The organism is Chloroflexia bacterium SDU3-3 (assembly GCA_009268125.1).
GTDB lineage: Bacteria > Chloroflexota > Chloroflexia > Chloroflexales > Roseiflexaceae > SDU3-3.
On the sequence record WBOU01000007.1, the window covers coordinates 22917 to 47137 of the forward strand.

General features: G+C 67.1%; 24 protein-coding genes and 1 pseudogene. 4 read left to right on the forward strand and 21 right to left on the reverse strand.

The genetic code is table 11. The annotated features are described in order from the left end of the window. Positions 1-23 precede the first annotated feature (23 nt). Entirely contained in the window at positions 24-305 is a 282-nt protein-coding gene (locus tag F8S13_13055; protein KAB8142486.1) for a helix-turn-helix domain-containing protein, read from the reverse strand. A gap of 156 nt (positions 306-461) precedes the next feature. Further along, the gene (locus F8S13_13060) at positions 462-1319 is read right to left on the reverse strand and encodes a methyltransferase domain-containing protein (protein KAB8142487.1); all 858 of its coding nucleotides are present in this window, start codon (positions 1317-1319) and stop codon (positions 462-464) included. 123 nt (positions 1320-1442) lie between these two features. Between F8S13_13060 and F8S13_13065 the strand changes: the two genes are divergently transcribed. Then, entirely contained in the window at positions 1443-2024 is a 582-nt protein-coding gene (locus tag F8S13_13065) for a TIGR00730 family Rossman fold protein (protein KAB8142488.1), read from the forward strand. On the opposite strand, the gene F8S13_13070 is transcribed toward F8S13_13065, so the two are convergent. Further along, positions 2021-2419, reverse strand: coding sequence for a hypothetical protein (locus F8S13_13070; GenBank protein KAB8142489.1), 399 nt, complete (start codon positions 2417-2419; stop codon positions 2021-2023). The two genes, F8S13_13065 and F8S13_13070, sit on opposite strands and share 4 nt — an antisense overlap. Before the next feature lie 547 nt (positions 2420-2966). On the opposite strand from F8S13_13070, the gene F8S13_13075 reads away from it, so the two are divergent. Next, positions 2967-5210 carry a 6-phosphofructokinase gene (locus F8S13_13075; GenBank protein KAB8142490.1) on the forward strand — a complete coding sequence of 748 codons (2244 nt, stop codon included), beginning with the start codon at positions 2967-2969 and terminating at the stop codon, positions 5208-5210. A 222-nt stretch (positions 5211-5432) separates the two neighbouring features. Next, on the forward strand, positions 5433-5807 hold the full coding sequence (locus tag F8S13_13080; GenBank protein KAB8142763.1) for a (2Fe-2S) ferredoxin domain-containing protein: 375 nt from the start codon (positions 5433-5435) through the stop codon (positions 5805-5807). Here the strand turns inward: F8S13_13080 and F8S13_13085 are convergent. The 4 genes from F8S13_13085 to F8S13_13100 all read right to left on the reverse strand — a co-directional run bounded on the left by F8S13_13085 (position 5804) and on the right by F8S13_13100 (position 9062). Continuing rightward, entirely contained in the window at positions 5804-6655 is an 852-nt protein-coding gene (locus F8S13_13085; protein ID KAB8142491.1) for a hypothetical protein, read from the reverse strand. The two genes, F8S13_13080 and F8S13_13085, sit on opposite strands and share 4 nt — an antisense overlap. A gap of 86 nt (positions 6656-6741) precedes the next feature. Next, positions 6742-8010 carry a serine--tRNA ligase gene (serS, locus tag F8S13_13090; protein ID KAB8142492.1) on the reverse strand — a complete coding sequence of 423 codons (1269 nt, stop codon included), beginning with the start codon at positions 8008-8010 and terminating at the stop codon, positions 6742-6744. Between the two features lie 37 nt (positions 8011-8047). Then, positions 8048-8536 (reverse strand): 8-oxo-dGTP diphosphatase, encoded by a 489-nt coding sequence (locus F8S13_13095; GenBank protein KAB8142493.1) that lies wholly within the window; start codon positions 8534-8536, stop codon positions 8048-8050. A gap of 16 nt (positions 8537-8552) precedes the next feature. After that, positions 8553-9062: an NUDIX domain-containing protein gene (locus tag F8S13_13100; GenBank protein KAB8142494.1), complete on the reverse strand. Its 510-nt coding sequence runs from the start codon at positions 9060-9062 to the stop codon at positions 8553-8555. Positions 9063-9538: 476 nt separating this feature from the next. Between F8S13_13100 and F8S13_13105 the strand changes: the two genes are divergently transcribed. After that, on the forward strand, positions 9539-11074 hold the full coding sequence (locus F8S13_13105) for a DUF4129 domain-containing protein (protein ID KAB8142495.1): 1536 nt from the start codon (positions 9539-9541) through the stop codon (positions 11072-11074). Positions 11075-11298: 224 nt separating this feature from the next. On the opposite strand, the pseudogene moeB reads toward F8S13_13105, so the two are convergent. From moeB to F8S13_13175, 14 genes and pseudogenes are all read right to left on the reverse strand, one after another. Next, positions 11299-12783: pseudogene (moeB, locus tag F8S13_13110) on the reverse strand (molybdopterin-synthase adenylyltransferase MoeB). A gap of 63 nt (positions 12784-12846) precedes the next feature. After that, positions 12847-13314 carry a M67 family metallopeptidase gene (locus F8S13_13115; GenBank protein ID KAB8142496.1) on the reverse strand — a complete coding sequence of 156 codons (468 nt, stop codon included), beginning with the start codon at positions 13312-13314 and terminating at the stop codon, positions 12847-12849. Between the two features lie 15 nt (positions 13315-13329). Continuing rightward, positions 13330-13779 carry a SufE family protein gene (locus F8S13_13120; protein ID KAB8142497.1) on the reverse strand — a complete coding sequence of 150 codons (450 nt, stop codon included), beginning with the start codon at positions 13777-13779 and terminating at the stop codon, positions 13330-13332. Between the two features lie 120 nt (positions 13780-13899). Continuing rightward, the gene (locus F8S13_13125) at positions 13900-14754 is read right to left on the reverse strand and encodes a sulfurtransferase (protein KAB8142498.1); all 855 of its coding nucleotides are present in this window, start codon (positions 14752-14754) and stop codon (positions 13900-13902) included. Between the two features lie 328 nt (positions 14755-15082). Continuing rightward, entirely contained in the window at positions 15083-15394 is a 312-nt protein-coding gene (locus F8S13_13130) for a non-heme iron oxygenase ferredoxin subunit (protein KAB8142499.1), read from the reverse strand. Positions 15395-15396: 2 nt separating this feature from the next. After that, complete coding sequence (locus tag F8S13_13135; GenBank protein KAB8142500.1) at positions 15397-15780, reverse strand: hypothetical protein; 384 nt, start codon at positions 15778-15780, stop codon at positions 15397-15399. Positions 15781-16289: 509 nt separating this feature from the next. Beyond that, on the reverse strand, positions 16290-17705 hold the full coding sequence (gene sufB / locus F8S13_13140) for a Fe-S cluster assembly protein SufB (protein KAB8142501.1): 1416 nt from the start codon (positions 17703-17705) through the stop codon (positions 16290-16292). An 80-nt stretch (positions 17706-17785) separates the two neighbouring features. Then, positions 17786-18193, reverse strand: a complete 408-nt coding sequence (locus F8S13_13145) for an SUF system NifU family Fe-S cluster assembly protein (GenBank protein ID KAB8142502.1) — start codon at positions 18191-18193, stop codon at positions 17786-17788. Positions 18194-18238: 45 nt separating this feature from the next. Then, positions 18239-19483 carry a cysteine desulfurase gene (locus F8S13_13150; GenBank protein ID KAB8142503.1) on the reverse strand — a complete coding sequence of 415 codons (1245 nt, stop codon included), beginning with the start codon at positions 19481-19483 and terminating at the stop codon, positions 18239-18241. Between the two features lie 63 nt (positions 19484-19546). Beyond that, a complete protein-coding gene (gene sufD, locus F8S13_13155) occupies positions 19547-20755 on the reverse strand; it encodes a Fe-S cluster assembly protein SufD (protein ID KAB8142504.1) in 1209 nt (402 codons plus the stop codon). Between the two features lie 39 nt (positions 20756-20794). Then, positions 20795-21577 (reverse strand): Fe-S cluster assembly ATPase SufC, encoded by a 783-nt coding sequence (gene sufC / locus F8S13_13160; protein KAB8142505.1) that lies wholly within the window; start codon positions 21575-21577, stop codon positions 20795-20797. Between the two features lie 155 nt (positions 21578-21732). Then, the gene (locus F8S13_13165; protein ID KAB8142506.1) at positions 21733-22362 is read right to left on the reverse strand and encodes a winged helix-turn-helix transcriptional regulator; all 630 of its coding nucleotides are present in this window, start codon (positions 22360-22362) and stop codon (positions 21733-21735) included. 112 nt (positions 22363-22474) lie between these two features. Beyond that, positions 22475-23620, reverse strand: a complete 1146-nt coding sequence (aroB, locus tag F8S13_13170) for a 3-dehydroquinate synthase (protein ID KAB8142507.1) — start codon at positions 23618-23620, stop codon at positions 22475-22477. A 32-nt stretch (positions 23621-23652) separates the two neighbouring features. Next, positions 23653-24180 (reverse strand): shikimate kinase, encoded by a 528-nt coding sequence (locus F8S13_13175; protein ID KAB8142508.1) that lies wholly within the window; start codon positions 24178-24180, stop codon positions 23653-23655. Between the last annotated feature and the right edge of the window lie 41 nt (positions 24181-24221).

Consider the following 24221-nt stretch of genomic DNA (forward strand, 5'->3'; position numbering starts at 1 on the left):
GCGCTCCGCACCCCCCCTACCCATTACTCACCTACGGCGTGCGCGCGCGGGCGGCGGCCCCGGCCTTCGCGGATCTGCAGGCCATCGATGCCCTCGGTGCTGTAGCGGTTGAGCCAGTCGTACACGGTGTCGGCCTTGCGATAGCGCACCAGCCCGGATCGGGCCACGGTGGCGGCTGGCTTGCCATCGGCGACGAGCAGAATGGCCATTGCCCGCTCGCGTAGATAGGCCTTGGCGGCGCTGTCGCGCAGCCGCTGAAGTTCCTGGCGCTGGCCCTCGGTGAGAAAAATCCGTCGCTGGGTCATTGTGAGGACTCCTCTGTGCTATCGTAACGGTTTGTCGCCCTTGTGCTCTAACAGTGTCGCCGTGCCCGAAATAAATACATTTCTAACTTTTGAATCTGCGATCTTTTCCTCTGCGACATATGGTCGGAGATCGAAGGGCACACGGGCCGATCTGGCCTAGCCTGCGCGCAGCCCCACGGCCAACAATTCGATATGCGTGATCTGGAAGCTGGGCTGGCGCAGCATGAACAGCGGGGAGCTGGGGCGGGTGAGCATGTCGAAGGCGCGCGTGGCCTCAGGGGCGAGGTGGGGGGCGATCAGCGCGCCGAGCTCGGCGAGGTGTGTGGCGAGGTAGCGCTCCTCGTCGGCGGCCAGCGGGGCGCGGCGCTGCACCGCGAAGGGCAGCACACGCACATCCACCGCGCCCGCCTGGGCCAGCAGCCCGCCCAGGTCGCGCCCGATGTAGAACTTGGCCGTGGCCTGGCTAGGGCTGCGGCTCGCCAGGGCCGCGTGCTGCGCCGCCCGCACCGCCAGCTCTAGCTCGGCGGGCCAGGGCAGCACCATGTGGTGCAGGCTGTCGTTCTCAAGCACGGCCACGTGGCCGCCCGGATGCACCACCCGCAGCATCTCGCGCACGGCGGCCAGCGGGTCGGGCAGGCTGAACATACTCTGCGCGCACCAGGCTAGGTCGAACGCGCCGTCGGGGAAGGCCAGCCTGCCCGCCTCGGCCAGCTGGAAGCTGACGCGCTGGCCATGCGGCGCGCGCGCGGCGCGGCCCTGGGCCTCGGCCAGCAGCGCGGGGGAGAGATCGACGCTCACCACGCGGGCGGCGCGCTCGGCCAGCAGCATGCTCAGGCAGCCGTCGCCCGAGGCCACGTCGAGCACGTGGCTGCCCGGCCCCAGCGGCAGCGCCCCCACGATCTGCCGCAGCTCGGGCTGGCGCGAGCGGTGGTAGGCGTGCTGCATCTCGGTGTAGGGCGGCAGCTGCTCGCGCGCGAGCCCGCCGCCCGGCTCGGTGTCAAAGGTGGTGGTCATGGCCCGCTCCTCCTACGATAGCTCGGGGGCGGTAGCGCAAGAAGCGGGCCAGCCGCCAGCATGCTACGATGAAAGCAGGGCGCAGCATCTCAGCCCAGCGTCCAAGCAGGAGGGAGACAACCCATGAATATCTGTGTGTACTGCGCCTCAAGCGATCTGGTGCCCGAGCCGTACAAGGCCGCCGCGCGCGCGGTGGGCGCGGGCATCGCCCAGCGCGGCTGGGGCCTGGTGTACGGCGGCGGCAGCGTGGGCCTGATGGGCGCGGTGGCCCGCCAGGTGCACGCCGAGGGCGGCAGCGTGATCGGGATCATCCCGCAGGCGCTGCTGGATCGCGAGGTGGGCTATATCGACGCCGATGAGCTGGTGGTGACGCTGACGATGCGCGAGCGCAAGCGGATCATGGATGAGCGCTCGGATGCGTTTGTGACGCTGCCGGGGGGATTCGGCACGCTGGAGGAGCTGCTGGAGATCACCACGCTGCGCCAGCTGGCCTACCACGACAAGCCGATCTTTCTGGTGAATGTGGATGGCTTCTACGACCCGCTGCTGGCCATGTTCGATCAGATCTTCGCCCAGTCATTCGCGCACGAGCGCCACCGCCGCCTGGTGACGGTGGTGCGCAGCGTGGATGAGGTGTTCGCGGCGCTGGATGCCTACACGCCGCCGCTGCCGCCCGATGCCGCGACCGCATCCGACCTAGCCTAGCCCTCAAGCTGGTCGAGGATGGCGTTCCACTCCTTCATCCGGTCGGGGTCGCCGCCCTGATCGGGGTGGTGCAGCCGCGCCATGGCCTTGCGGATGGCCCGCGCCTCGTCGGGGGTGATGTCGAACCCACGGGGCGCGGCGGCGCTGCGCTGCTCGGTGCGCTGCCGCCACATGTCGCGCTCGTGCTCGACCGCCGCGTTCTCGCGCGAGATCGTGACCAGCTTGGCGACCACCTGGTTGTAGCTGCGGGCCACATCCTCGCAGCGGCCCTGCTCGGCGCGGATCTGGTGGGCGAGCCGACGGATCGTCTGCTGGGCCGCTTCCAGATCCTGCCGCAGCGTCTCCTCATCGCTGGCGATCTGCCGCTCGTCGTCAAGGTTGCGAAAGTACCGCACGCTCTCCTCCTCTCTTTTCCCTGTGCCTGAGCGCGCCCGCTGCCAGAAGTATCTATTGTACCAACTTACCGCCGCCTAGGGTGCTGTTTCTTCACTTGCGTTCAGGTTTGTTGGCATTTGGCGGGGCGGGACATGGTGCTGCGCGCACGCATCCGAGCCCTCAGCGCGCTTGCTACGCGCTGAGAGGTGGGTACCGTCAGGCTTGGTGTTGTGTGTGCCGTATGATACACGGCTTTGCGATGGGGGAGATCGGCTGCAAGGCCGTTGTTACCGGGGGGAGAACATGGTATGATAGAGCGGTCAGAAAGAGATGGTTTGACAAATGACGTTGACGCCGAGACAGCATGGCTGGCCCGGCGTTCTGTTTGTGGCACCGCCGACACCAGGATGTCGGCCCGTGTATCGGGCCAGCCTTTTGGCACCGCCGCGCCCCCGAGGGCATGCGACCGCCGCCCGTGTGCGCCCAGCCCTTTCCGCCGCGCCGCTGCCTGGCTGCCGATTGCCGCAGGCTCCTCCAATGCGTTCAAGTGCGAGGGAGAAGAATAGAATGGATACCCCAGCAGTCTCACGAATTGGCGTCTTGACAAGCGGTGGCGACTCGCAGGGCATGAACGCGGCTATCCGCGCTGTGGTCCGCGCCGCGCTCGAGCGAGATATTGATGTCTTCGCGATCTACGAAGGCTACCAGGGCATGTACGAGGGCGGCGAGTACATCCGCAAGATGGACTGGAACTCGGTGGGCGGGATCATGCAGCGCGGCGGCACCGAGATCGGCACGGCGCGCAGCGCGGCCTTCCGCAAGCGCGATGGCCTGCTGGCGGCGGCGCGCAACCTGATCGAGCGCGGCATCGACCACCTGGTGGTGGTGGGTGGCGACGGCAGCCTGAGCGGCGCGAACGAGTTTCGCGAGGAGTGGCCTGGCCTGATCGCCGAGCTAGCCGAGACCGGCAAGATCAGCCGCGAGCTGGCCGAGCAGCACCCCAACCTCTACGTGGTGGGCCTGGTCGGCTCGATCGACAACGATATGTACGGCACCGACATGACGATTGGCGCGGACTCGGCGCTGCACCGCATCACCGAGGCCATCGACTCGATCAGCAGCACGGCGGCCAGCCACCAGCGCACCTTCGTGGTGGAGGTGATGGGCCGCAACTGCGGCTACCTGGCGCTGATGGCGGGCATCTCGGGCGGGGCCGACTGGGTGTTCATCCCCGAGAACCCGCCGGATCTTGCCGACTGGGAGTCGCGCATGTGCGAGATCCTCAAGGCGGGCCGCAAGATCGGGCGGCGCGACAGCGTAGTGATCGTGGCCGAGGGCGCGCGCGACCGCGACGGCAACCCCATCCACGCCGACTACGTGAAGCAGGTGCTGGAGCAGCGCCTGGGCGAGGATACCCGCGTCACCATCCTGGGCCACGTGCAGCGCGGCGGCTCGCCTAGCGCCTTCGACCGCTGGATGAGCACCCTAGTGGGCTGCGCGGCGGTGGACGAGGTGCTGGCCATGGGGCCGGACAGCGAGTCCATGGTCATGGGCATCCGCGAGAACCGCATCACCCGCTACCCGCTGATGGCGGCGGTGGAGGAGACCCGCGCCGTGGCCAAGGCGATCGCGGCCAAGGAGTACGACCGCGCGATGGAGATGCGCGGCGGCAGCTTCTCGGACGCCTTCCGCACCCTGCGCACCCTGGTGCGCGCGCTGCCCCACGAGCCGGTGCAGGGCCAGCGCCGCCTGCGCCTGGCGGTGATGACGGCCAGCGGCGCGGCCCCCGGCATGAACACCGCCGTGCGCGCCGCCGTGCGGCTGGGCATCGACAAGGGCCACACCATGCTGGGCATCGAGTCGGGCTTCCGTGGCCTGATGGAGGACAAGGTGCGCGAGCTGACCTGGACCAGCGTGAGCGGCTGGAACTCGATCGGCGGCTCCGAGCTGGGCACCAGCCGGTTCGTGCCCGCCGAGGCCGACCTGCCTACGGTGGCCGCCACGCTGCGCCGCCACAACATCGAGGGCATCCTGATGATCGGCGGCTGGGCTGGCTACCAGAGCGTCTACCGCCTCCAGGCGGCCCGCGACCGCTTCGCCGAGTTTGGCATCCCCATGATCTGCCTGCCCGCCACGATCGATAACGATCTGCCCGGCTCGGAGATCAGCGTGGGCGCGGATACCGCGCTGAACAATATCATCGAGGCGGTCGATAAGATCAAGCAGTCGGCGGTGGCCTCGTTCCGCACCTTTATCGTGGAGGTGATGGGCGGCTACTGCGGCTACCTGGCGCTGATGAGCGGCCTGGCCAGCGGCGCGGAGCGCGTCTACCTGCACGAGGAGGGCGTGACCCTGGATGACCTGCAGAAGGACGTGCGCATGCTGCTGGACGGCTTCCAGAACGGCAAGCGCCTGGCGCTGCTCATCCGCAACGAGAAGGCCAACCGCATCTACACCACCGGCTTCATGCAGGCCCTGTTCGAGGAGGCGGGCGGCTCGCTGTTCGAGGTGCGCCAGTCCATCCTGGGCCACCTGCAGCAGGGCGGCAACCCCTCGCCCTTCGACCGCATCCAGGCCACCCGGCTGGCGGCGCGCTCGGTCGAGTACCTGATCGCCGAGAGCGAGAACGAGTCCCCGGGCGCGGCGATGATCGGCCTGATGCACGGCCATATCGACTACACCCCGATCGTCGAGCTGCCCGCGATCGCCGATATGACGCTGCAGCGCGTGCGCGAGCAGTGGTGGCTGGATCTGATGCCCCGCGTGAAGATGCTGGCCCAGTCTGGCCCGCACGGTCGAGCGCAGCGCTAGGCGCGTGGTGTTTGGCCCGCCCTGCCATTGCGGCAAGGCGGGCCTTTTTTTGTGGCGCGGGGCATCAGGGTGCGCTCCATGGCTCGCTCCAAATCTTGGAGTCTTGGAGCCTTGGTGGTAAAACGGCGCTCTTGTTCCCTTCTTGGTGAGGAATCTGGCTGGCGCGTGCTACAATGGCGGGAAATGGTGCACCTGAAAGAGAAGAGCATGAAGGCGAAGAAGATGCAGAAAGAGCTGGCCGAGCTGGCCGCAACCTACGGGCTGCAGAGCGTGCGGCGGCACATCTTCCTCTGCGCCGACCCGAGCGATGCGAAGTGCTGCGGGCGCAAGGAGGGGATCGAGTCGTGGAACTTCCTCAAGAAGCGGCTGAAGGAGCTGGAGCCAAAACTGGCCGAGGCCAGCATCTACCGCACCAAGGCCAACTGCCTGCGGATCTGCGCCTTCGGGCCGGTGGCGGTGGTCTACCCCGAGGGCGTGTGGTACCACTCGTGCACGCCCGAGGTGCTGGAGCGGATCATCCAGGAGCACCTGATCGGCGGGCGGGTGGTGTCCGAGTACGCCTTTGCCCACAGCCCGGTGGCCGCGCCCGCCGACTAGGGCCGGGCGTCGGCGCGCACGTTGTTCAGCGGGCTCCAGCCACGGTAGCCCTGGGCCTCCACCAGCTGCCAGATGGTGCCGTCGGCCTCCACCGTCGGCTCGTCGATGATGCGCAGGCGGTCGCCCTCGGCGAGGCGCGGCGGCATGGTGGCGCTGTCGAAGCTGGGCTGCTCGTGCAGCCAGCCCGGCCCGCCGCCGAGGTTGACCAGGGTGCCGGTGCGCCCAGGGATGGCGGTGGGCAGCGCGCCAGCGGTGGCGGCGGCCTGCGGCACGGTGGGCGCATCCAGCTCGCGCAGGGCCTGGCCGACCCACTGGTAAGTGGCAAATACCCCGGCGCACAGCATGCCGCTTACCGCCACCATGATCGCCAGGCGCAGCATGTCGCGGTTCCAGCTGGGCGCTGGCTCGGCTGGCTCGGGCGGCTGCTCGCGCGCCCGCTCGGCGGTGCGGCGGGCCTTGGTCAGCTCATCCAGCATGCCCTCGGCCCCGCAGAACACGGCGACGAAGCGCCCGTAGCGCAGCATGTCGGCGGCGCGCCACGCGAAGGGGCGGCCCTGGATGAAGCCGCGCCGCACGTGCTGGGCGTCCAGCACCAGCTGTAGCTCGGTGTCGGCCAGGGCCAGGTGGCGCTGGGCCAGGTCGGCCAGGGCTGCCCAGCTCAGCTCGCGGCGGATGAGCCGCTGGCGGTCGTCCTCGGCCACGGCGGGCGTGCTGGCCAGCGCGCCGCGCATGTGCTCCTCCAGCGCGCTATGGATGGCCAGCAGGGCCACGCCCATCAGGTCGCTGTCGCTGGATGCGCGGGCCAGCAGCCCGAACCCGCGCCGCAGCTTCGCCTCGACTGTGCTCATGCGGTCTCGCCTCTCGCTCCTGATCGTGTGGCGGCTCCCCCCGACGTGTGGCGCAGCCGGGGCGTACCCCAGCTGCGCCGCAGGCGCTACTTGATCACTGTCAGGCCGCCCATGTAGGGCTGCAGCACCTCGGGCACCAGGATGCTGCCATCCTCCTGCTGGTAGTTCTCGATAATCGCGATCATCACGCGCGGCAGGGCAAGGCCCGAGCCGTTGAGCGTGTGCACGAACTCGGGCTTCGCGCCGTGGCTGGGGCGGTAGCGGATGTTGGCGCGGCGGGCCTGGTAGTCGCCGAAGTTGCCGCACGAGCTGACCTCAAGCCACTCGCCCACGCCGGGCGCCCACATCTCCAGATCGTACTTCATCACCGCCACGCCCAGGTCGGCGGTGCATAGCTCCAGCAGGCGGTAGGGGATCTTCAGGCCCCGGCACACGTCCTCGGCGTTGTCGATCAGCGCCATCAGCTCGTCGTAGCTCTTCTCCGGCTCCACGAACTTCACCATCTCGACCTTGTCGAACTGGTAGACGCGCTTGATGCCGCGCACGTCGCGCCCGCCGCTCATCTGCTCGTTGCGCCAGCAGGGCGTGTAGGCCACGTGGTAGATCGGCAGCCGCCCCGGCTCCAGGATCTCCTCGCGGTAGAGGTTGGTGACCGGCACCTCGGCGGTGGGGATGAGCGTCATGTCCTGGCCCTCGACGCGGAACAGGTTGTCGCCGAACTTGGGCAGGTTGCCGGTGCCCACCAGCACCTCCTCCTTCACCACATAGGGCGGCAGGATCTCGGTGTAGCCGTGCTTCTGGGTGTGCAGGTCGAGCATCCAGGTCACCAGGGCGCGCTGCAGCCGCGCGCCCGCGCCCTTGAGCACGAAGAAGCGGCTGCCCGAGATCTTGATGCCGCGCTCGAAGTCGATGATGTCGAGCGCCTCGCCCAGATCCCAGTGGGGCTTGGGCGCGAAGCCCAGCTCGCGCGGGGTGCCCTCGGTGCGGGCCACCTTGTTGTCGGCGTCGCTCTGGCCGTAGGGCACGCGGGCGTCGGGGATGTTGGGCAGGGCCAGCATCAGCGCGGTGAAGGCGGCCTCGGTCTCGGCGATCTGCTTGTCCAGCTCGGCGATCTGGTCGCCCACGGCGCGCATCTCGGCGATCTTGGCCTCGCGGGCGGCGGCGTCCTTCATCTTGCCGATCTCCTTCGAGACGGCGTTGCGGGTGGCCTTCAGGGTCTCGGCGTCCTTCAGCAGCGTGCGTCGCTGCTCATCCAGCCCCAGCACCTGGTCGACCAGCGCGGGGTCCTCGTCGCGCCGCTTGAAGCCCTCCTTCACAAAGTCGGGCTGCTCGCGGATGAGCTTGATATCCAGCATGAGAGTCTCCTCTATCTAAACAAGGCGTTGTATAGCGTTAGATCCGCACGAAGCTCCACGAGATCATTTTGCCGTCCTCGTAGGGTGCGATGCCGTGGAACGGGCGGGGGTCGTCGTCGAACACCATATCGATCCAGAGCCTATCGCTGTCCCATAGGTTGAGCGACTGGATCTGGTCGACCGGCACCCACTCCAGCGTGCCCTCGTGGTTGGCCGTCAGCGGCGTGCCGCTCCAGCGGTCCACGCGGAAGATGAAGCCCAGCCAGTCTTCGTCGCCCACGAAGCCCGGCCAGTTGACCGTGCCGCGCAGCGACATCTCCTCGATCTCTATCCCGGCCTCCTCGCGCACCTCGCGGCGGATGCCGCTGGCCACGTCCTCCTGCGGCTCCAGCTTGCCGCCCAGGCCGTTGTGCTTGCCATAGTGGACGTCGTCGGGGCGGGTGTTGCGATGGATCATCAGCACCGAGCGCCTGTCGGGCGACAGGATGTAGGCCAGGGTGCCGAGGATGGGCTTGTATGGTGCCATGCGCTGTTCTCCTTCTCTACCAGGCGTCGGTCAGGCCGCTCTTTCTGGCGCGGTGCTCGTCGATCCGGCGGGCGCTGCCGCGCTCGATGCCCTCGGGCAAGGCGTCCATGGGAAAGTAGCGGGCCTCGGCGATCTCAAGCGTGTCGCGGGGGATGAGCGTGGCGCTGCCCTGGGCCACGAATACCGCGATGTGGTTGGTGATGCCCAGCGCGAAGCTGTGGTACATGCCGTGCAGCCGCTCGATCTGCACCATGGCCCCGGCCTCCTCGTAACACTCGCGGCGGGCGGCCTGCTCTAGCGGCTCGCGTCGGCCCACCCCGCCGCCCGGCAGCGACCACGGCCTGGGGCCGCTGCGGTGCCGCACCAGCAGCACATGGTCGCCCTGGATGACCAAGATGCGCACGCCCACCAGCAGCGGCTTGGTGATCCACCACCACACGCCGCGCGCCCGCAGCGCCCCGGCATAGAGCGCGGTCAGCGCTCGATCGCTCAGCGGTAGTCGCATAGCTGCCCCCCGGTGTCGCATGCCAATAAAAAAGCCCCCATCCTCTTTTTCATAAGAAAAAGGACGAGAGGCGCTGTGAGCCTTCGTGGTGCCACCTTCATTCCGATCGCGGGCTTTTTTTGTGCCACGGCGATCGCTCGCTGCGCGCTAACGGGCGCACCCGGCCTCGGTTCGGCTGGCGCGTGCGCGCCGCTTTTCCGGGCGACTCGTGGAGGGGATTGGGCAGGTGCCGCGCTGCCGCCTCGCACCATCCGGCGGCTCTCTGCAAGCGGGCGACGGGCCTACATCGTCTCCGTCATCGTCTGTCGGCTGCGATTATAGCACGGGGCTAGGCCCTGCGCAATCGGGCAGCGGGCCTGTTTCACCGCGAAGACGCGGAGATTTCTACCACCAATGGAGTCTTGATGGTAAAACGGTTCTTTCGTTCCCTTGGTGTCTTGGTGGTAAAGCGGTACACTAGAGGCGAGACGATCCGACACAGGAAGAGAGATGCCGCGATGTATCGCCAAGGCGTGCTGCTCAACATGATTATGCTCACCGGCCTGGCGGCGGTGCTGGCCGGGGCCGCCGGGCGGCTGATGCCCGCGTGGTCGCCTGCGCTGCCGGTGGCGTTGGTGGCGCTGGTGGCGCTTGAGGCGGGCGTGGTGCACCGCACCTACCGCCGTGACCGCATGTGGTTGAGCGAGCTGCTGCACTACCTCGCGCCCGAGCTGCTGGTGCTGGCCATGCTGGCCCGCGTGGCCGCCAGCCTGAGCGGCGGGGCCGACCTGGCCGCCGACGCGCGGCGCTGGCTGGGCGACCCGCTGGGCGCGCTCGACCTGCCGTTCTGGCTGGTGCTGGCGGCGGCCTGCGGCGCTGGCTGGCTCACCCACATCACCATGGAATCGCTCTGCCAGCTGGAGCCAAAGCCGCTGGAGCTAAGCATCCCCAGCGACGAGATCCGGCGCATGATGCAGCTGGTGCTGCAGGACAAGGCCGAGGCGCTGCGCCAGGTGGGGCGGCGCTTCCTGTTCGGCGGGGCGGCGCTGCTAGTGGCGTTGGGTGTCACCTCGGTGAACATGGAGGTGCTGGGCGGCCCCTCGGTGCCCATGCCGCCCGCCAGCGTGGCGGGGGCGCTGGCCTACCTGATCTGCGGCTTCATGCTCTACAGCCGGGGGCGGCTGGCCCTGCTGCGCAGCCGCTGGTGGCTGGATGGGGCCAGCATCGCGCCGGATGTCGAGCGGCGCTGGGGCGTGTCGAGCTGGCTGATGGTGGCCGGGGCGGCGCTGGGCCTGGCGCTGCTGCCGCGCAGCTACGGCATGGGCCTGCTAGAGACGCTGCACGCCTCGCTGGGGCTGGTGGGCTACGCGCTGCTGATGGTGGGCTATCTGGTGGTGTGGGTGTTCGGCATGCTGGCGCTCATCCCAGCGGCGCTGATGGCGCTGTTCGGCGGGCAGTCCATCCCGCCCGAGGCGGCGGGGGCGCTGCCCGCCATGCCGCCCGCGCCGCCCCAGGCCGAGCACCAGCCCAACTTGGCCTCGGCCATGGTGTTCTGGCTGTGCATGGCGGCGCTGGTGCTCTACGCCCTGGTGACGGTGGTGCAGCGCCACCCGCTGCTGGCCGAGCGGCTGCTGGGCGGGCCGCTGCGCGACCTGTGGGCTTGGCTAGGCCGCCTTTGGCGCGGCGGGCGGCGCTGGGCGGCGCTGGCCAGCAGCGCCGTGCGCCAGCGGCTGCGGCCCGCGCCCGCGCCCGCCGCGCTGCGCAGGCTGCGGCTGCGGCTGGGCGCGCTGGCCCCGCGCGATATGGTGCGCTACTTCTACCTCTCCACCCTGCGCCGCGCCGCCAGGGGAGGCGTGGCCCGCCGCCCGGCCCAGACCCCGCGCGAGTACGCGGCCACGCTCTCCAGCGCCCTGCCCGAGGCCGAGCCAGACATCGCCGCGCTCACCGAGTCGTTCGTGGCCGCCCAGTACAACCCCCGCCCCGTGAGCGACGCCGACACGCGGCGCGCCCGCCCGCCGTGGCAGCGCCTGCGCGATAGGCTGCGTCAGCGCTAGGGAGGCGCTGCCCCTCAGCAGATGCGCCGCGTTCATCGCACATTCATCCGATGCTCACGGTGCATTCGGATGCGCTCCGTGCCACGTTGCATCAATAGAGGCATGGATAGGTGTTTGGGGAAGGGCGTGTGCAAGTCGGGGAAGGGCGTGTGCGAGTACTCAGAAAACAGCGCAGCGGCCAGGGGCTTGCCCCTGGCCGCTGCGCTATGCGTGGTGCGTGACGCCTAGTAGGTCGGCACGCTCGGGTCCACATCCTCCGACCAGCGGATGATGCCGCCGGCCAGGTTTTTCAGCTTGCGGAACCCGGCGCGGCGCAGCGTATTGATCGCGCGCGCGCTGCGGACGCCCGACTTGCAGTAGACCACCATCTCCACCGAGGTGTCCAGCTCGCTCATGCGCTCGGGCAGCTCGTTCACCGAGATGCGCACCGCGCCGGGCAGGTGGCCGATCTCCCACTCGTTGGCCTCGCGCACATCCAGCAGGAAGGGCTTCTCGGGCTGCTGGAGCCACGCGGCCAGCTCCTTGGGCGTCAGCTCCTCCACATCCTCCGCCGCCTGGACCTCGGATGTGATGCCGCAGAACATCTGGTAGTCGATCAGCTCGGTCACGGTCGGGTGCTCGCCGCATACCGGGCAGCTGGGGTTGCGGCGCAGTTTCAGCTGGCGGAACTGGAGGTTCAGCGCATCGTAGAGCAGCAGCCGCCCGATCAGAGTCTCGCCGATGCCGGTGAGCAGCTTGATCGCCTCGGTGGCCTGGATGGTGCCGATCACACCCGGCAGCACGCCCAGCACCCCGCCCTCGGCGCAGCTGGGCACCAGGCCGGGGGGCGGCGGCTCGGGGTAGAGGCAGCGGTAGCAGGGGCCGCCGTCCTTGGGGTGGAACACGGTGGCCTGGCCCTCGAAGCGGAAGATCGAGCCGTAGACATTCGGCTTGCCCAGCATCACGCTGGCGTCGTTGGTCAGATAGCGGGTGGGGAAGTTGTCGGTGCCGTCGATCACCACGTCGTAGGGGCGGATCAGGTCCAGCGCATTGTCGGATGTGATCTGCGTCTCGTAGGTGGTCACCTCGACGTTCGGGTTCAGGTCTTGGATGCGGCTCTTGGCCGACTCGGTCTTGAGCATGCCCAGGGTGGATGTGCCGTGGGCGATCTGGCGCTGCAGGTTGCTCTCATCGACCACGTCGAAGTCGAGCAGGCCGATGTGGCCCACGCCTGCCGCCGCCAGGTAGAGCGCCAGGGGCGAGCCGAGGCCGCCCGCGCCGATCAGCAGCACGCTACCCTGCTTCAGCTTGCGCTGGCCCTCCATGCCGAACTCGGGCAGGATGAGGTGGCGCGAGTAGCGGCGGATCTCCTCATTTGAAAGCTGCGTATCTGTCATAGTGATGCTCTGCGATCGCGTGCGCCGGGCCAGTGCCCGCTGGCGCTGCGATCAACAGCTGCCCCCCGCAATCGCTGGAATAATGCTGACGGTCTCGCCATCCGGCACCTGGGTCTCCGCGCCCTGAAGGTAGCGGATGTCCTCATCGCCCACATAGATATTCACAAAGCTGCGCAGCTCGCCCTGCTCGTTGTGCAGCTGCTTGCCCAGCTGCGGGTGCTGCTCGACCAGGGCGGCCAGCACCTCGCGGATGCTGCCGCTGGCGAGCTTGGCGCTCGCCTGGCCCCCGGCGTACTGGCGCAGCGCGGTGGGGATGGTGATCGTAACTGCCACGGTGAACCTCCAACTGTAAGAAGCCAAAGAATGCGGCCCAGCGGCGCTGCTGGGTGTGCGGCGCTAGCGGGAGCCAAGCTCCTCGGCGATAAAGCGGCTGCCGTCCTCGGCCAGCAGCCAGCTGGCCAGCTCTGCCGCGCCATCGCTGCGCACCGACTGGATGAGAAACGAGAAGCTGGTGCCGCCGCCCACGCCCTGCGCGCCGACCCGGTCGCGCTCGGATGGGATGGCGGGCCAGTCGGGGTGCGAGTGGTAGCAGCCCACCACATCTAGCCCCTGGGCCTGCGCCTCGCGGTCGGCGCGCAGGTAGTCCTTGGGGTCGAGGTAGAAGCGGTCGCGCTGCGAATCGGCGTCGTCGGTCTCGGAGAGCGCCACCTGGCCGGACCAGCTGTTCTGGGCGGCGTAGGTGGCCACCACCGCCTTGCTGCGGCCCTCCAGCGTGCCCAGCAGCAGCCCAACGCACTCGTTGGGGTAGCTGGCCTGGGCGTGGGTGGCGATGGCCGCGCGGACCTCGGGTGTGAGCGTGATCATGGTGAAGCCCTCTGTCTACTGGCCCAGCTGCGCCAGGCCCCGCGCGGCCACTAGCTTGAGGTGCACCACCATGAAGTGGACACCGTTCAGGCGCTGCGGGGAGAGCGCGCTCTGCAAGCCCATGCGGTAGTAGATGTCGTTCGGTAGCCGCACGATCTCCTTTGGCTCAAGGCCGTTCAGGCCCTGGCGCAGGATCTCGGCGAAGCCGCGCACCGTGGGCGACTCGGGCGGGATGTCGAAGTGGAAGAAGATCTGCCGGTCGCGCAGCTCGAATGCGATGTCGACCGGGGTCGCGCACTCGTCCACGCGCTCTAGCGGGGCGCTGGCGCGCAGCGGCGCGGGCAGGGCCGGAAGCTGCTCGGAAAACTCCAGCAGGGTCTCAAGCTTCTCCTCGCGGCTCATGTCGCGGAAGTCGTCGATGATCGCCTGCAGGGGCGCGGGCAGGGGTGCTTGTGCATCACTCATAGTGTACCTGATCGCATGAGGCGCAAAAAAAGGGGCCGTGCTGATTCAACCCGCAGTATAGCGCATATTTGCGCCGCCTGGGAATCATCCACGCCCCCTCGCATCGGATTCGCCGCTGGGCTAGGGCTGGTAGGTCTTCTCGATCGGCAGGCCCACGCTGTTGCCCCACTCGGTCCACGAGCCGTCGTAGTTGCGCACCTTGGGGAAGCCCAGCAGGTAGCGCAGCACGAACCAAGTGTGGCTCGACCGCTCGCCGATGCGGCAGTAGGCGATCACGTCCTGGTCGGGGGCGATGCCCTGGCTGCCGTACAGCTCCTCTAGCTCCTCGCGGCCCTTGAAGGTGCCATCCTCGCGCACGGCCTTGGCCCAGGGCACATTCACGGCGGTGGGGATGTGGCCGCCGCGCAGCGTGCCCTCCTGGGGGTACTCGGGCATGTGGGTGCGCTCGCCGCTGAACTCCTGGGGGCTGCGCACATCCACCAGCGCGCCGCCCTGGCGCACGTGGGCCAGCACCTGGTCGCGGAAGGCTCGGATGGTGGCGTCGTCGCGCTCGGCGGCGGTGTAGCTGGCCGGGGCGGGGCTGGCCTTCTCCTTGGTCAGCGGGCGGCCCTCGGCGGCCCACTTGGCCCGCCCGCCGTTCATGATGCGGGCGTCGCGGTGGCCGAACAGCTTGAACACCCAGAGGGCGTAGGTGGCCCACCAGTTGTTTTTGTCGCCGTAGAACACCACCGTAGTGTCGTTGGCGATGCCCTTGGATGCCAGCAGTTTCTCGAAGCTGGCCTTGTCGAGGTAGTCGCGCACCACGGGGTCGTTCAGGTCGGTCACCCAGTCGATATTTACCGCGCCGGGGATGTGGCCCTGGTGGTAGAGCAGGATGTCCTCGTTGCTCTCTACAAGGCGCACCTTGGGGTCATCCAGGTGCTGCGCGACCCACTCGGTGTCGACCAGCACTTCGGGATGGGCATATGCGGCCATTGCGCTGCCTCCGCAGTTCTATTCTGAAGTAGATTTGCCAAGTTAATTAAGTAATTCTACTCAGAAAGCCGGGCGGCGTCAAGCCAGAAGGGGCGGGCGTTTGGCGGCGGGCATTCTTGATTCACCGAAGATTTTCAACCACGAAGACGCGAAGGCTCGAAGGTTGCTCTTCCTTTTCCCTTCGCGCCTTCGTGGCTATTGGTTCCCTTTTCCTTGGTGTCTTGGAGCCTTGGTGGTGAAAGAATCTATGCTTTATCGAGAATGCATAGACCCTGGGGCGCGCGTTTGGCGGCGGGTGTGTCGCCAAACGGTGTCGCGGCTGGGGGTGCTAGGGCAGCTCGACAAAGATATCGCCGCCCTCAATGCTGGTGGGGTAGGTGGCCAGCGGGCCATAGGCGGGCAGGGCTAGCACCGCGCCGGTGTCGATGCGGAAGCGCGCCCCGTGGAGCGGGCACTCGATCGAGCAGTCGTCGGGGTCGACAAAGCCTTCGCCGAGGTCGTAGTAGGAATGGGTGCAGATCGCGTCGGTGGCGTAGATCTGGCCGCCGACGTTGTAGATCGCGATGCGCTCGCCCTGGCAGTCGAACGAGCGCACACTGTTCTCGGGGATCTCGCCCACCGTGGTGATCTTCACGCGCATGGCTAGCCTGCGATCCCAAGGGCCTGGAGCATCAGCGCAGGCTCGCCCTCGGGCCAGCCGGTGCGGCCAGGGGCGCTGCTCACCACCAGCAGCGAGGCCAGCGGCCCCACGAACACTAGGTCGATCACGCCATCGGCGGTGACAAGGCCGACCTGATCGAGCCGGCCAGTGCGAGTTTTCGCCCACAGCCGAAGGGATGAGATGCCGATACGTGCGATGTTGGGCGCGGCGCGCTCGAAGGCGGCGTCGGACGCCCAGACAACCTGTCCATCGAGGGTACAAAGCGCTGCCGCATCCGCGTTGGATTGGAGCAGCTCGCCCTCCAGGTAGCGCCCGATTTGCTTCACGAGCGTGTTGGTAAGTGCAATCTGGCTTGCTGTGGTCATGCGTCTGTCCTGCTGTTTCTTAACTAAGCGTGACACGAGGCGCTGCGCCGAGTGCTGGGGCCAGGCTCGCGAACGGTTGGCTACTAGTATACCAGCAAGTGGATAGGTAGCACAGAGCCGACGATCCTGCCGCAAGAGGATCTACGATGCACCCGCGTACGAGAGAGAGCCTTGGCGGAGCTGATGGAGAAGCGCGCGCCCACCATTATTTTGCTCTGCTAGGTATTTTACACGAGTATCGCAGTCGCCTGCAAGATTCTCTCTGTCATGGCTTTGTGAAGCCATATGATCAAATCTGTAAGTAGCATCCCCCCATGGCCCATGGGGCGGCGCTCGGCCTCGGGTTGTATGTGTTCATCTGAACGCAGCGGCAAGATCAATTTCGCTTATCGGGTTAGGAATGTGGGTGAAATAGGCGAAGAGTTGTGATGGAACTCTTATATGACATAACGAAGGGCGGCCACGAGGAAGAATCCCCAGGCCGCCCCGAACAGGCTATGGCACGAAGCCTAACCGACCGAGCCTTCCATCTCCAGCTGGATAAGCCGGTTCAGCTCTAGCGCGTACTCCATGGGCAGCTCGCGGGTGAACGGCTCCATGAAGCCCAGCACGATCATCGAGAGCGCCTCGGATTCGGGGATGCCGCGGCTCATCAGGTAGAACAGCTGCTCCTCGCCGATCCGGCCCACGGTGGCCTCGTGGGCCAGGGTGGTGCGGGCCTCTTCGACCTCGATATAGGGGATGGTGTCCGACTTCGAGCTTTCGTCGAGGATCAGCGCGTCGCAGTTGACGTTGATCTTCGAGCCAGTTGCGCCGGGCAGCACCTTGGCCAGGCCGCGGTAGGTGGTCTTGCCGCCGTCCTTCGAGACCGACTTGTTGGTGATGCGGCTGGTGGTGTCGGGGGCCATGTGCACCATCTTCGCGCCCGCATCCTGGTGCTGGCCCTTGCCCGCGTAGGCGATCGAGAGCACCTCGCCGCGCGCGCCACGGCCCATCAGGTAGACCGAGGGGTACTTCATGGTCAGGCGCGAGCCGATGTTGCCATCCACCCACTCCATGCTGGCATCCTCGTAGGCCACGGCGCGCTTGGTCACTAGGTTGAAGATGTTGTTGGCCCAGTTCTGGATGGTGGTGTAGCGGCATTTGCCGCCCTTCTTGACGATGATCTCGACCACCGCCGAGTGCAGCGAGTACGAGCGGTAGACCGGCGCGGTGCAGCCCTCGATATAGTGCACCGACGCGCCTTCATCCACGATGATCAGGGTGCGCTCGAACTGGCCCATGTTCTCGGCGTTGATGCGGAAGTAGGCCTGCAGCGGAATGTCGACATTCACCCCCGGCGGCACATAGATGAACGAGCCGCCCGACCACACCGCCGTGTTCAGCGCGGCGTACTTGTTGTCGGCAGAAGGCACCACTGTGCCGAAGTACTGCTTGAACAGCTCGGGGTACTCGCGCAGCGCCGAGTCGGTGTCTAGGAACACCACGCCGCGCTTGGCCCACTCCTCGCGGAGCGAGTGGTAGACCACCTCGGACTCGTACTGCGCGCCCACGCCGGCCAAGAACTTGCGCTCGGCCTCGGGGATGCCCAGCTTCTCGAAGGTGTTTTTGATCTCGGCGGGCACGGCGTCCCAGTCGCTCTCGGGCTTCTCGCCCGCGCGCACGAAGTAGTGGATCTCGTCGTAGTTGAGCTGATCCAGCTCGTCGTTGCCCCACGCGCCCTGGAGCGGTGTGGGCTTCTCCTGGAAGATCCTGAGCGCCTGCAGGCGTCGGCGCAGCATCCACTCCGGCTCGTTCTTCATCGCCGAAAGCTCGCGCACGATCTCCTCGGTCAGGCCCTTGCCCGATTTGAAGACGTAGTTCTCTTCCTCGCGGAAGCCGTATTTCGAATAATCGAATGAGAGATTCGCAGCTTCAACTGCCATCGGTCATCCTCCTGCTACTGTGAGGTAGCTGTTGTTTCATCGGTGTGGGCGGCACCAGCCGTGCGCCCTTCGGGTTGCCGCTAGAGCTCGTCCTCGTCGTCCTCAAGCTGGGTGCCTAGGAAGCTGTAGACCCCGGCCTTCACGGCCTTGAGCGGCAGGAGCGCGCATTTGATGCGCACCGGGTTGTGGCCAAGCGGAATGCCGATCAGGTCGAGCACGTCGTCCTTGGTCAGCTGCTTGATCTCGTCCAGCGACTTGCCCTTGATCTCGTCGGTGAGCAGCGATGTCGCGGCCTGGCTGATCGCGCAGCCCCGCCCGACAAAGCGCACATCGGTGATAACGCCATCTTCGATGGCAAGATCTATCTTGATCTGGTCGCCGCAGAGCGGGTTTTTCTCCTCCTGCGTGACCGTCGGGTTCTCCAGGGTGCCTGCGTTGTGCGGGTACTTGGAGTGCTCGATGATAAGCTCTCGGTAGAGATCATCCATCATGTCACCTCGCACTTTCGTGATGTGCCGCCATGGCCTGCTGGCCTAGGCGAAAAGCCGCCGTGCCTTCTCCAGCGCCGCCGCGAGTCGGTCGATCTCCTCGGGGATGTTGTAGAGGTAGAATGAGGCGCGGGCGGTGGCCGGAATGTTGAGCAGATCGTGCAGCGGCTGGCAGCAGTGGTGCCCGGCGCGCACCGCGATGCCCTCGGTGTCGAGGATGGCCGCCACATCGTGCGGGTGCACCCCCTCAAGGGTGAAGCTGATCACGCCGCCGCGCTGCTCGGCGGTGGGCGGGCCGTACAGCTGCAGGCCGTGCACCTCGCTCAGGCGGTCGAGCGCGTAGGCGGTGAGCTTCTGCTCGTAGGCGTGGATGCGCGCCATGCCGACATCGCTGAGGAAGTCGATGGCCTCGCCCAGCGCGATCGACTCGCCGATGGCCGGGGTGCCAGCCTCGAAGCGGGTCGGCACATCGGCGTAGGTGGTGCCCTCCAGCGTCACGTTCTGGATCATGGAGCCGCCGCCTAGGAAGGGCGGCATGGCATCCAGCAGCGCCTTGCGGCCCCAGAGCGCGCCGCTGCCGGTGGGGCCGCACATCTTGTGGCCCGAGAAGGCCAGGAAGTCGATGCCGAGCGCCTGCACATCCACGGGCATGTGCGGCACGCTCTGCGCCCCATCCACCAGCACCACCGCGCCCGCCGCGTGTGCCCTGGCCGCGATCTCGGCCACGGGGTTGATCGTGCCCAGCACGTTGGACTGGTGCGTGACCGCCACGATCTTCACGCCCTGCAGCCTGCGGTCGAGGTCGTCCAGAATGAGACGTCCGTCGCCGTCGATCTCTAGGTAGTCGATCTTGGCCCCGGTGCGCTGGGCGATCATCTGCCAGGGCACCAGGTTCGAGTGGTGCTCCATCACGGTGAGCAGGATGCGGTCGCCGGGGCGCAGGTTGGCCGCGCCCCATGTGTTGGCCACCAGGTTGATCGCCTCGGTGGTGTTGCGCACAAAGACGATCTCTTTGAGCGAACGCGCGTTGATGAACTTGGCCACCTTGCCGCGCGCCCGCTCGTAGGCGAAGGTCGCCTGCTCGCTCAGCTGGTAGACGCCGCGGTGGACATTGGCGTTGGTGTGCTCGTAGTAGTGCTCAAGGCTTGTGATCACGCGCCTGGGCTTCTGCGAGGATGCGCCGCTGTCCAAAAACGCCAGCGGCTTGCCATGGATGGGCTGCTGGAGGATCGGGAACTCGCGGCGAAGCGTGAGGATGTCGAACTGATCGATGTCTTTTTGTGTGCCCATTGCGGTATCGTCCAGAGTGACGTGTGGCGGCGGCGGGCAGCCCCGCCGCCGCCAGCGCGCATCCTACAGCTTGGCCTCGATGGCCGCGCTCACACGCTCGCGAACCTCCGTCGACGGGATGCGGTCGAGCACTGGCTCGAAGAAGCCGGTGATGATCATGTGGATGGCGTCCTCGCGACCGATGCCGCGCGAGAGCATGTAGAACAGCTGCTCCTCGTCGATCTCGCCGCTGGTGGATGCGTGGCCGGCCCGCTCGACATCGTTGGTATCGATCTTCAGGCCGGGGATGGAGTCGCTGCGCGACTTGCCGCCCAGGTGGAGCGCGTGCTCCTCAAGCCGGGTGGCGGTGGCGCGGCTGCCCTTCTCGATCTTGATCATGCCGTCGAAGGTCGAGTAGCCCTCGTCATTCACCACGGTCTTGAAGTCCAGGTGGCTCTCGGTGCTCACGCCCACGTGGCGCAGGGTCGGTGCGATCAGCAGCGACTGCTTCTCGTTGGCGAAGGTCACGGCCTGCCACTCGACGCGCGAGCCGACCTCGGTCATGGTGGCCTCGGCCTCGATGTGCTGGAGCTTGCCGCCCAGGTTGGCCGTCACCCAGTCCACATTGGCGTCGCGCCCGGCCACCACGCGCTGCGCGCCGATGTGGTAGACCTCGCGGCCCCACGTCTGAATGCTGACGAAGCGCAGGCTTGAACCCTGGCGGGTGAAGATCTCGGTGGCCGGGTTGGCGAAGCCCTGGCCGCTGGCATCGGCGGAGGTGAACTCCTCCACGAATGTGGCGCTCGCGCCCTCCTCCAGCACCACGATGCTGTGGGGGAACACCGAGCCGCCCTGGCCCAGCGCGAACGAGGCCACGAACGGCTCCTCGACGGCCACGTTCTTGGGCACATAGAGGAACACACCGTCGAGCCAAAGCGCGGCGTGCAGAGCGTTGAACTTATGGGCCTCGGCCTCGATGGCTGTGCCGAGCAGCTGCTGGGCCAGGGCGTTGCCGCTGGCCAGCGCGCTGAGCAGCGGGGTGAAGATCACACCCTGGGCCGCGAGCGACTGGTTCCAGGTGAGCGTGGTGCTGGCGGCCTCGGCGGGCGCGCTGATCTGCTCGGGCTGGAACTTCGAGAGGTCGGTGCGCTTCCAGATCGGCGGCGCGCTGGCCACGAAGGTCTTCCAGGCGGCCTCGCGCCGCTCGATCAGCCAGGCAGGCTCGCCACGGCGCTGCGCGGCCTCGGCCAGCACGTTCTCATTGAGCTGTGAAAGGGGGGGGAGCGTATTCATAGTTAGGGGGCAAATGCTGCGGCAGCCTCACCGCCACAGCTACTTTGCCGCAACCTCCTCCCGGATCCAGTCGTAGCCCTTCTCCTCCAGCTCCAGCGCTAGCTCGGGGCCGCTCTCGCGCACGATCCGGCCATCCATCATCACCGAAACGATGTTGGGCTTGATGTAGTTGAGCAGCCGCTGGTAGTGGGTGATCACCAGCACGCCCATCTCGGGGTTGGCGGCGGCCAGCGTGTTGACGCCCTGCGAGACGATGCGCAGCGCATCGATGTCGAGGCCCGAGTCGGTCTCGTCCATCACGGCCATAGTCGGCTTGAGCATGGACATCTGGAGGATCTCGATGCGCTTCTTCTCGCCGCCCGAGAAGCCCTCGTTTAGGTAGCGGCGGATGAAGGACTCATCCACTTCTAGCGAGGCCAGGTTGGCGCGCAGCGTCTTGCGGAACTCGGCCATGGGGATGGCGGTCTGCTTGGGATCCTTGCCCTCCTCGGCGCGGTGGGCGTTCACGGCGGCGCGTAGGAAGTTGGCCACGGTGACGCCGGGGATGGCCACGGGGTACTGGAAGGCCAGGAACAGACCCAGCTTGGAGCGCTCGTCGGGGGCCAGCTCAAGGATGTTCTGGCCCTTGTACCAGACCTCGCCGCCGGTGACCTCGTAGCCGGGGTGTCCGGCCAGGGTGTAGGCCAGGGTGCTCTTGCCGCTGCCGTTCGGCCCCATAATCGCGTGGACAGTGCCGGGCTTAATAGTTAGGTTGACACCACGCAGGATCTCTTTCTCTCCGACGTTGGCGTGCAGATCCTTGATGACAAGCTCTGTGTTCATTCGGTCCTCATCTATGATGATGTACTACATAAGGGCAAAAAAGAAGGCAGCACCGCATAGAACAGCTTCGGTGCTGACCTCGGCCTCTACCCATTGAATGTATGCGGCGAGCGGAGGGGCCTGCAGGTATTCAGCAGGCCACCCCGCCAGTTTGCCTACTCTTCGTTTCGGACTTTAAAGCTACAGCTGCGGTGGCCTTCGCGGATAGTCCCCTCGATCTGGAGATCCTCGCCGAGCACCTGCTCCATCATGCGCCGCTCCATGCGGCAGACGGCCTCGTGCTCCTGCGCCACGTCGAGGTAGGGGCAGGAGAAGACCTGGAAGCCCTGGCCAGACGGCTGGACCTCTACAGGGATACTGCGGGCCTCAAGCGCCTTGCGCAGCCCATCCAGCTTTTCCTGCAGCTCTTCGCCGGGGATCTGGCCCTTGTACTCCTCGGCCAGCCGCGAACCGACCGCATCCAGCAACACATCAAGCTGCTCGGAGCCTTGGCGGTTGGCCAGTTCGCGCAGCAGCATGTTCACCAGGGTGTCGTATGCCTTGGGGAACTGGGCCTGCGCCGCCGAGGTGAGAAAGTAGACCTGCTTGGGTCGGCCAGGGCCGGTGCGCACCAGCTTGGTATCGATCAGACCACGGGTCTGAAGGTTGGTGATGTGCTCGCGCACCGCAGTGGTGCTGATGCCAAGCACCTCTTCAAGATCGCGCACCGACGCCTCGCCATGGCGTTGGAGGTGGCGCAACACTTTATTGGCTGGCGTATCGCCTACGAACGTTATCGCTGCCATGGTGGTATTCGCTCCTCGCATATATGTACGCTAAGTATAGCTCAAAATCTGCTTTTGTCAATTTCGAAAGCAAAAACTTTCGAAATTAGAATCAACGAATAGCGCAGTATGATCAGCTTTCTGCTGCGAGCCGCGCATCGGCCAGCACTTGCGCCACCTGGGCCTCAGCCACGTCGCTGCGGGTCACGGCTGCGCCGATGGATGTGGGCAGCACCCAGCGCACTTTGCCAGCCTGCACCTTCTTGTCGCGCAGGGTGCGCTCGATCAGATCCTCGGGGTCGACGCTGGGCGGCAGGGCGGTGGGCAGCCCGTAGGCGTGCAGCAGCCGCCGCTGGCGCGCGACATCCGCCGCCGCGAACGTGCCCATGCTCACGGCGATCTGGGCGGCCAGCTCCATGCCGATGGCCACCGCCTCGCCGTGCAGCAGGGTACCGTAGCCCGCCGCCGCCTCGATGGCGTGGCCCAGGGTGTGGCCATAGTTCAGCAGCATGCGCTCGCCGGTCTCGCGCTCGTCGCGGGTGACCACGCCCGCCTTCACCGCCGCCGCCTGCCGTACGATCGCGGCCAGCTCCTCGGGCGGCAGCGCCAGCGCGGCGTCCGATCCTGCGCCCGCCGTCACCTCGCCAGGCAGCCCGGCGATCTGCTCCAGCCGCTCGAACAGCGCGCGATCCTGGATGACGCCGTGCTTGATCGTCTCGGCCCAGCCCGCCCGCAGCTCGCGTGGGGGCAGCGTGGCCAGCGTGCTGGTGTCGGCCAGCACTAGGCGGGGCTGGTGGAACGCGCCGATCAGGTTTTTGCCCAGCGGGTGGTTCACGCCGGTCTTGCCGCCTAGCGCGCTATCGACCATGGCCAGCAGCGTGGTGGGCAGCTGGATGAAGGCCACGCCGCGCAGGATGCTGGCGGCGGCGAAGCCCGCCAGGTCGCCCACCACGCCGCCGCCCAGCGCCAGCACCACGTCGCGCCGCTCCACGCCGCCGCCGATTAGCCAGTCGTAGAGCTTGGACAGCGTCGCCAGATCCTTGCTCTGCTCGCCCGAGGGCACCGCGAAGCCGCGCGCGCCGTAGCCCGCCCCCTCCAGCGCGGCCAGCAGCGGCAGCCCGAAGCGGTTGTAGACAGCGGCGTCGCTGATCAGCCAGATCTTGCCGCGTAGGCCCAGCCGCGCGAGGTGGCCGGGCAGCGTGGCCAGCACCCCAGCGCCGACCAGGATCTCGTAGGTGCCAGCGGGTGTGGTGATGGTGAGTGGGGCAGGTGTTGTCATCGGGGGCCTCTCTATGCTGGTGGCCATCGCCGCTATGGCCGGTAGATTCGCAGGATCTCCTGGGCGATCTCGCTGGCGGCGCGACCGCTGGTGATGATCTGGTGGTGGGCCACATCGGCGTAGAGCGCGGCGCGGGCGGCCCGCAGCGCCTCTAGCTTGGCGTGGGCCTCGCCGCTCAGCAGCGGTCGCTCCTCGTCGTGGGCGGCCAGGCGGGCCACCAGATCCTCGGTGGGGGCGTCGAGCCACACCACCAGGGCCAGCTCGCGCAGCAGCGTGCGGTTGGCGGGCCGCAGCACGATCCCGCCGCCGGTGGCCACCACCGCCGCCGTGCCGCCCAGCGCCTCGGCCAGCGCGGCCTGCTCTAGCGTGCGGAAGTGGGCCTCGCCGTGCTGCTCGAACAGGGCCGAGATGATCTGGCCCTGCTGGCGCTCGATGGCGCGGTCGGTGTCGATCAGCGGCATGCCAGTGCGCTCGGCCAGCGCCCGCGCAACGGTAGATTTCCCCGTGCCGGAGAGGCCGACCAGGGCGATAGAACGATCTTGCATCGTATTACCTGTCATTGGTTTCTCCTCTATTGTAAACGATCATCGCCGCAGCTTGG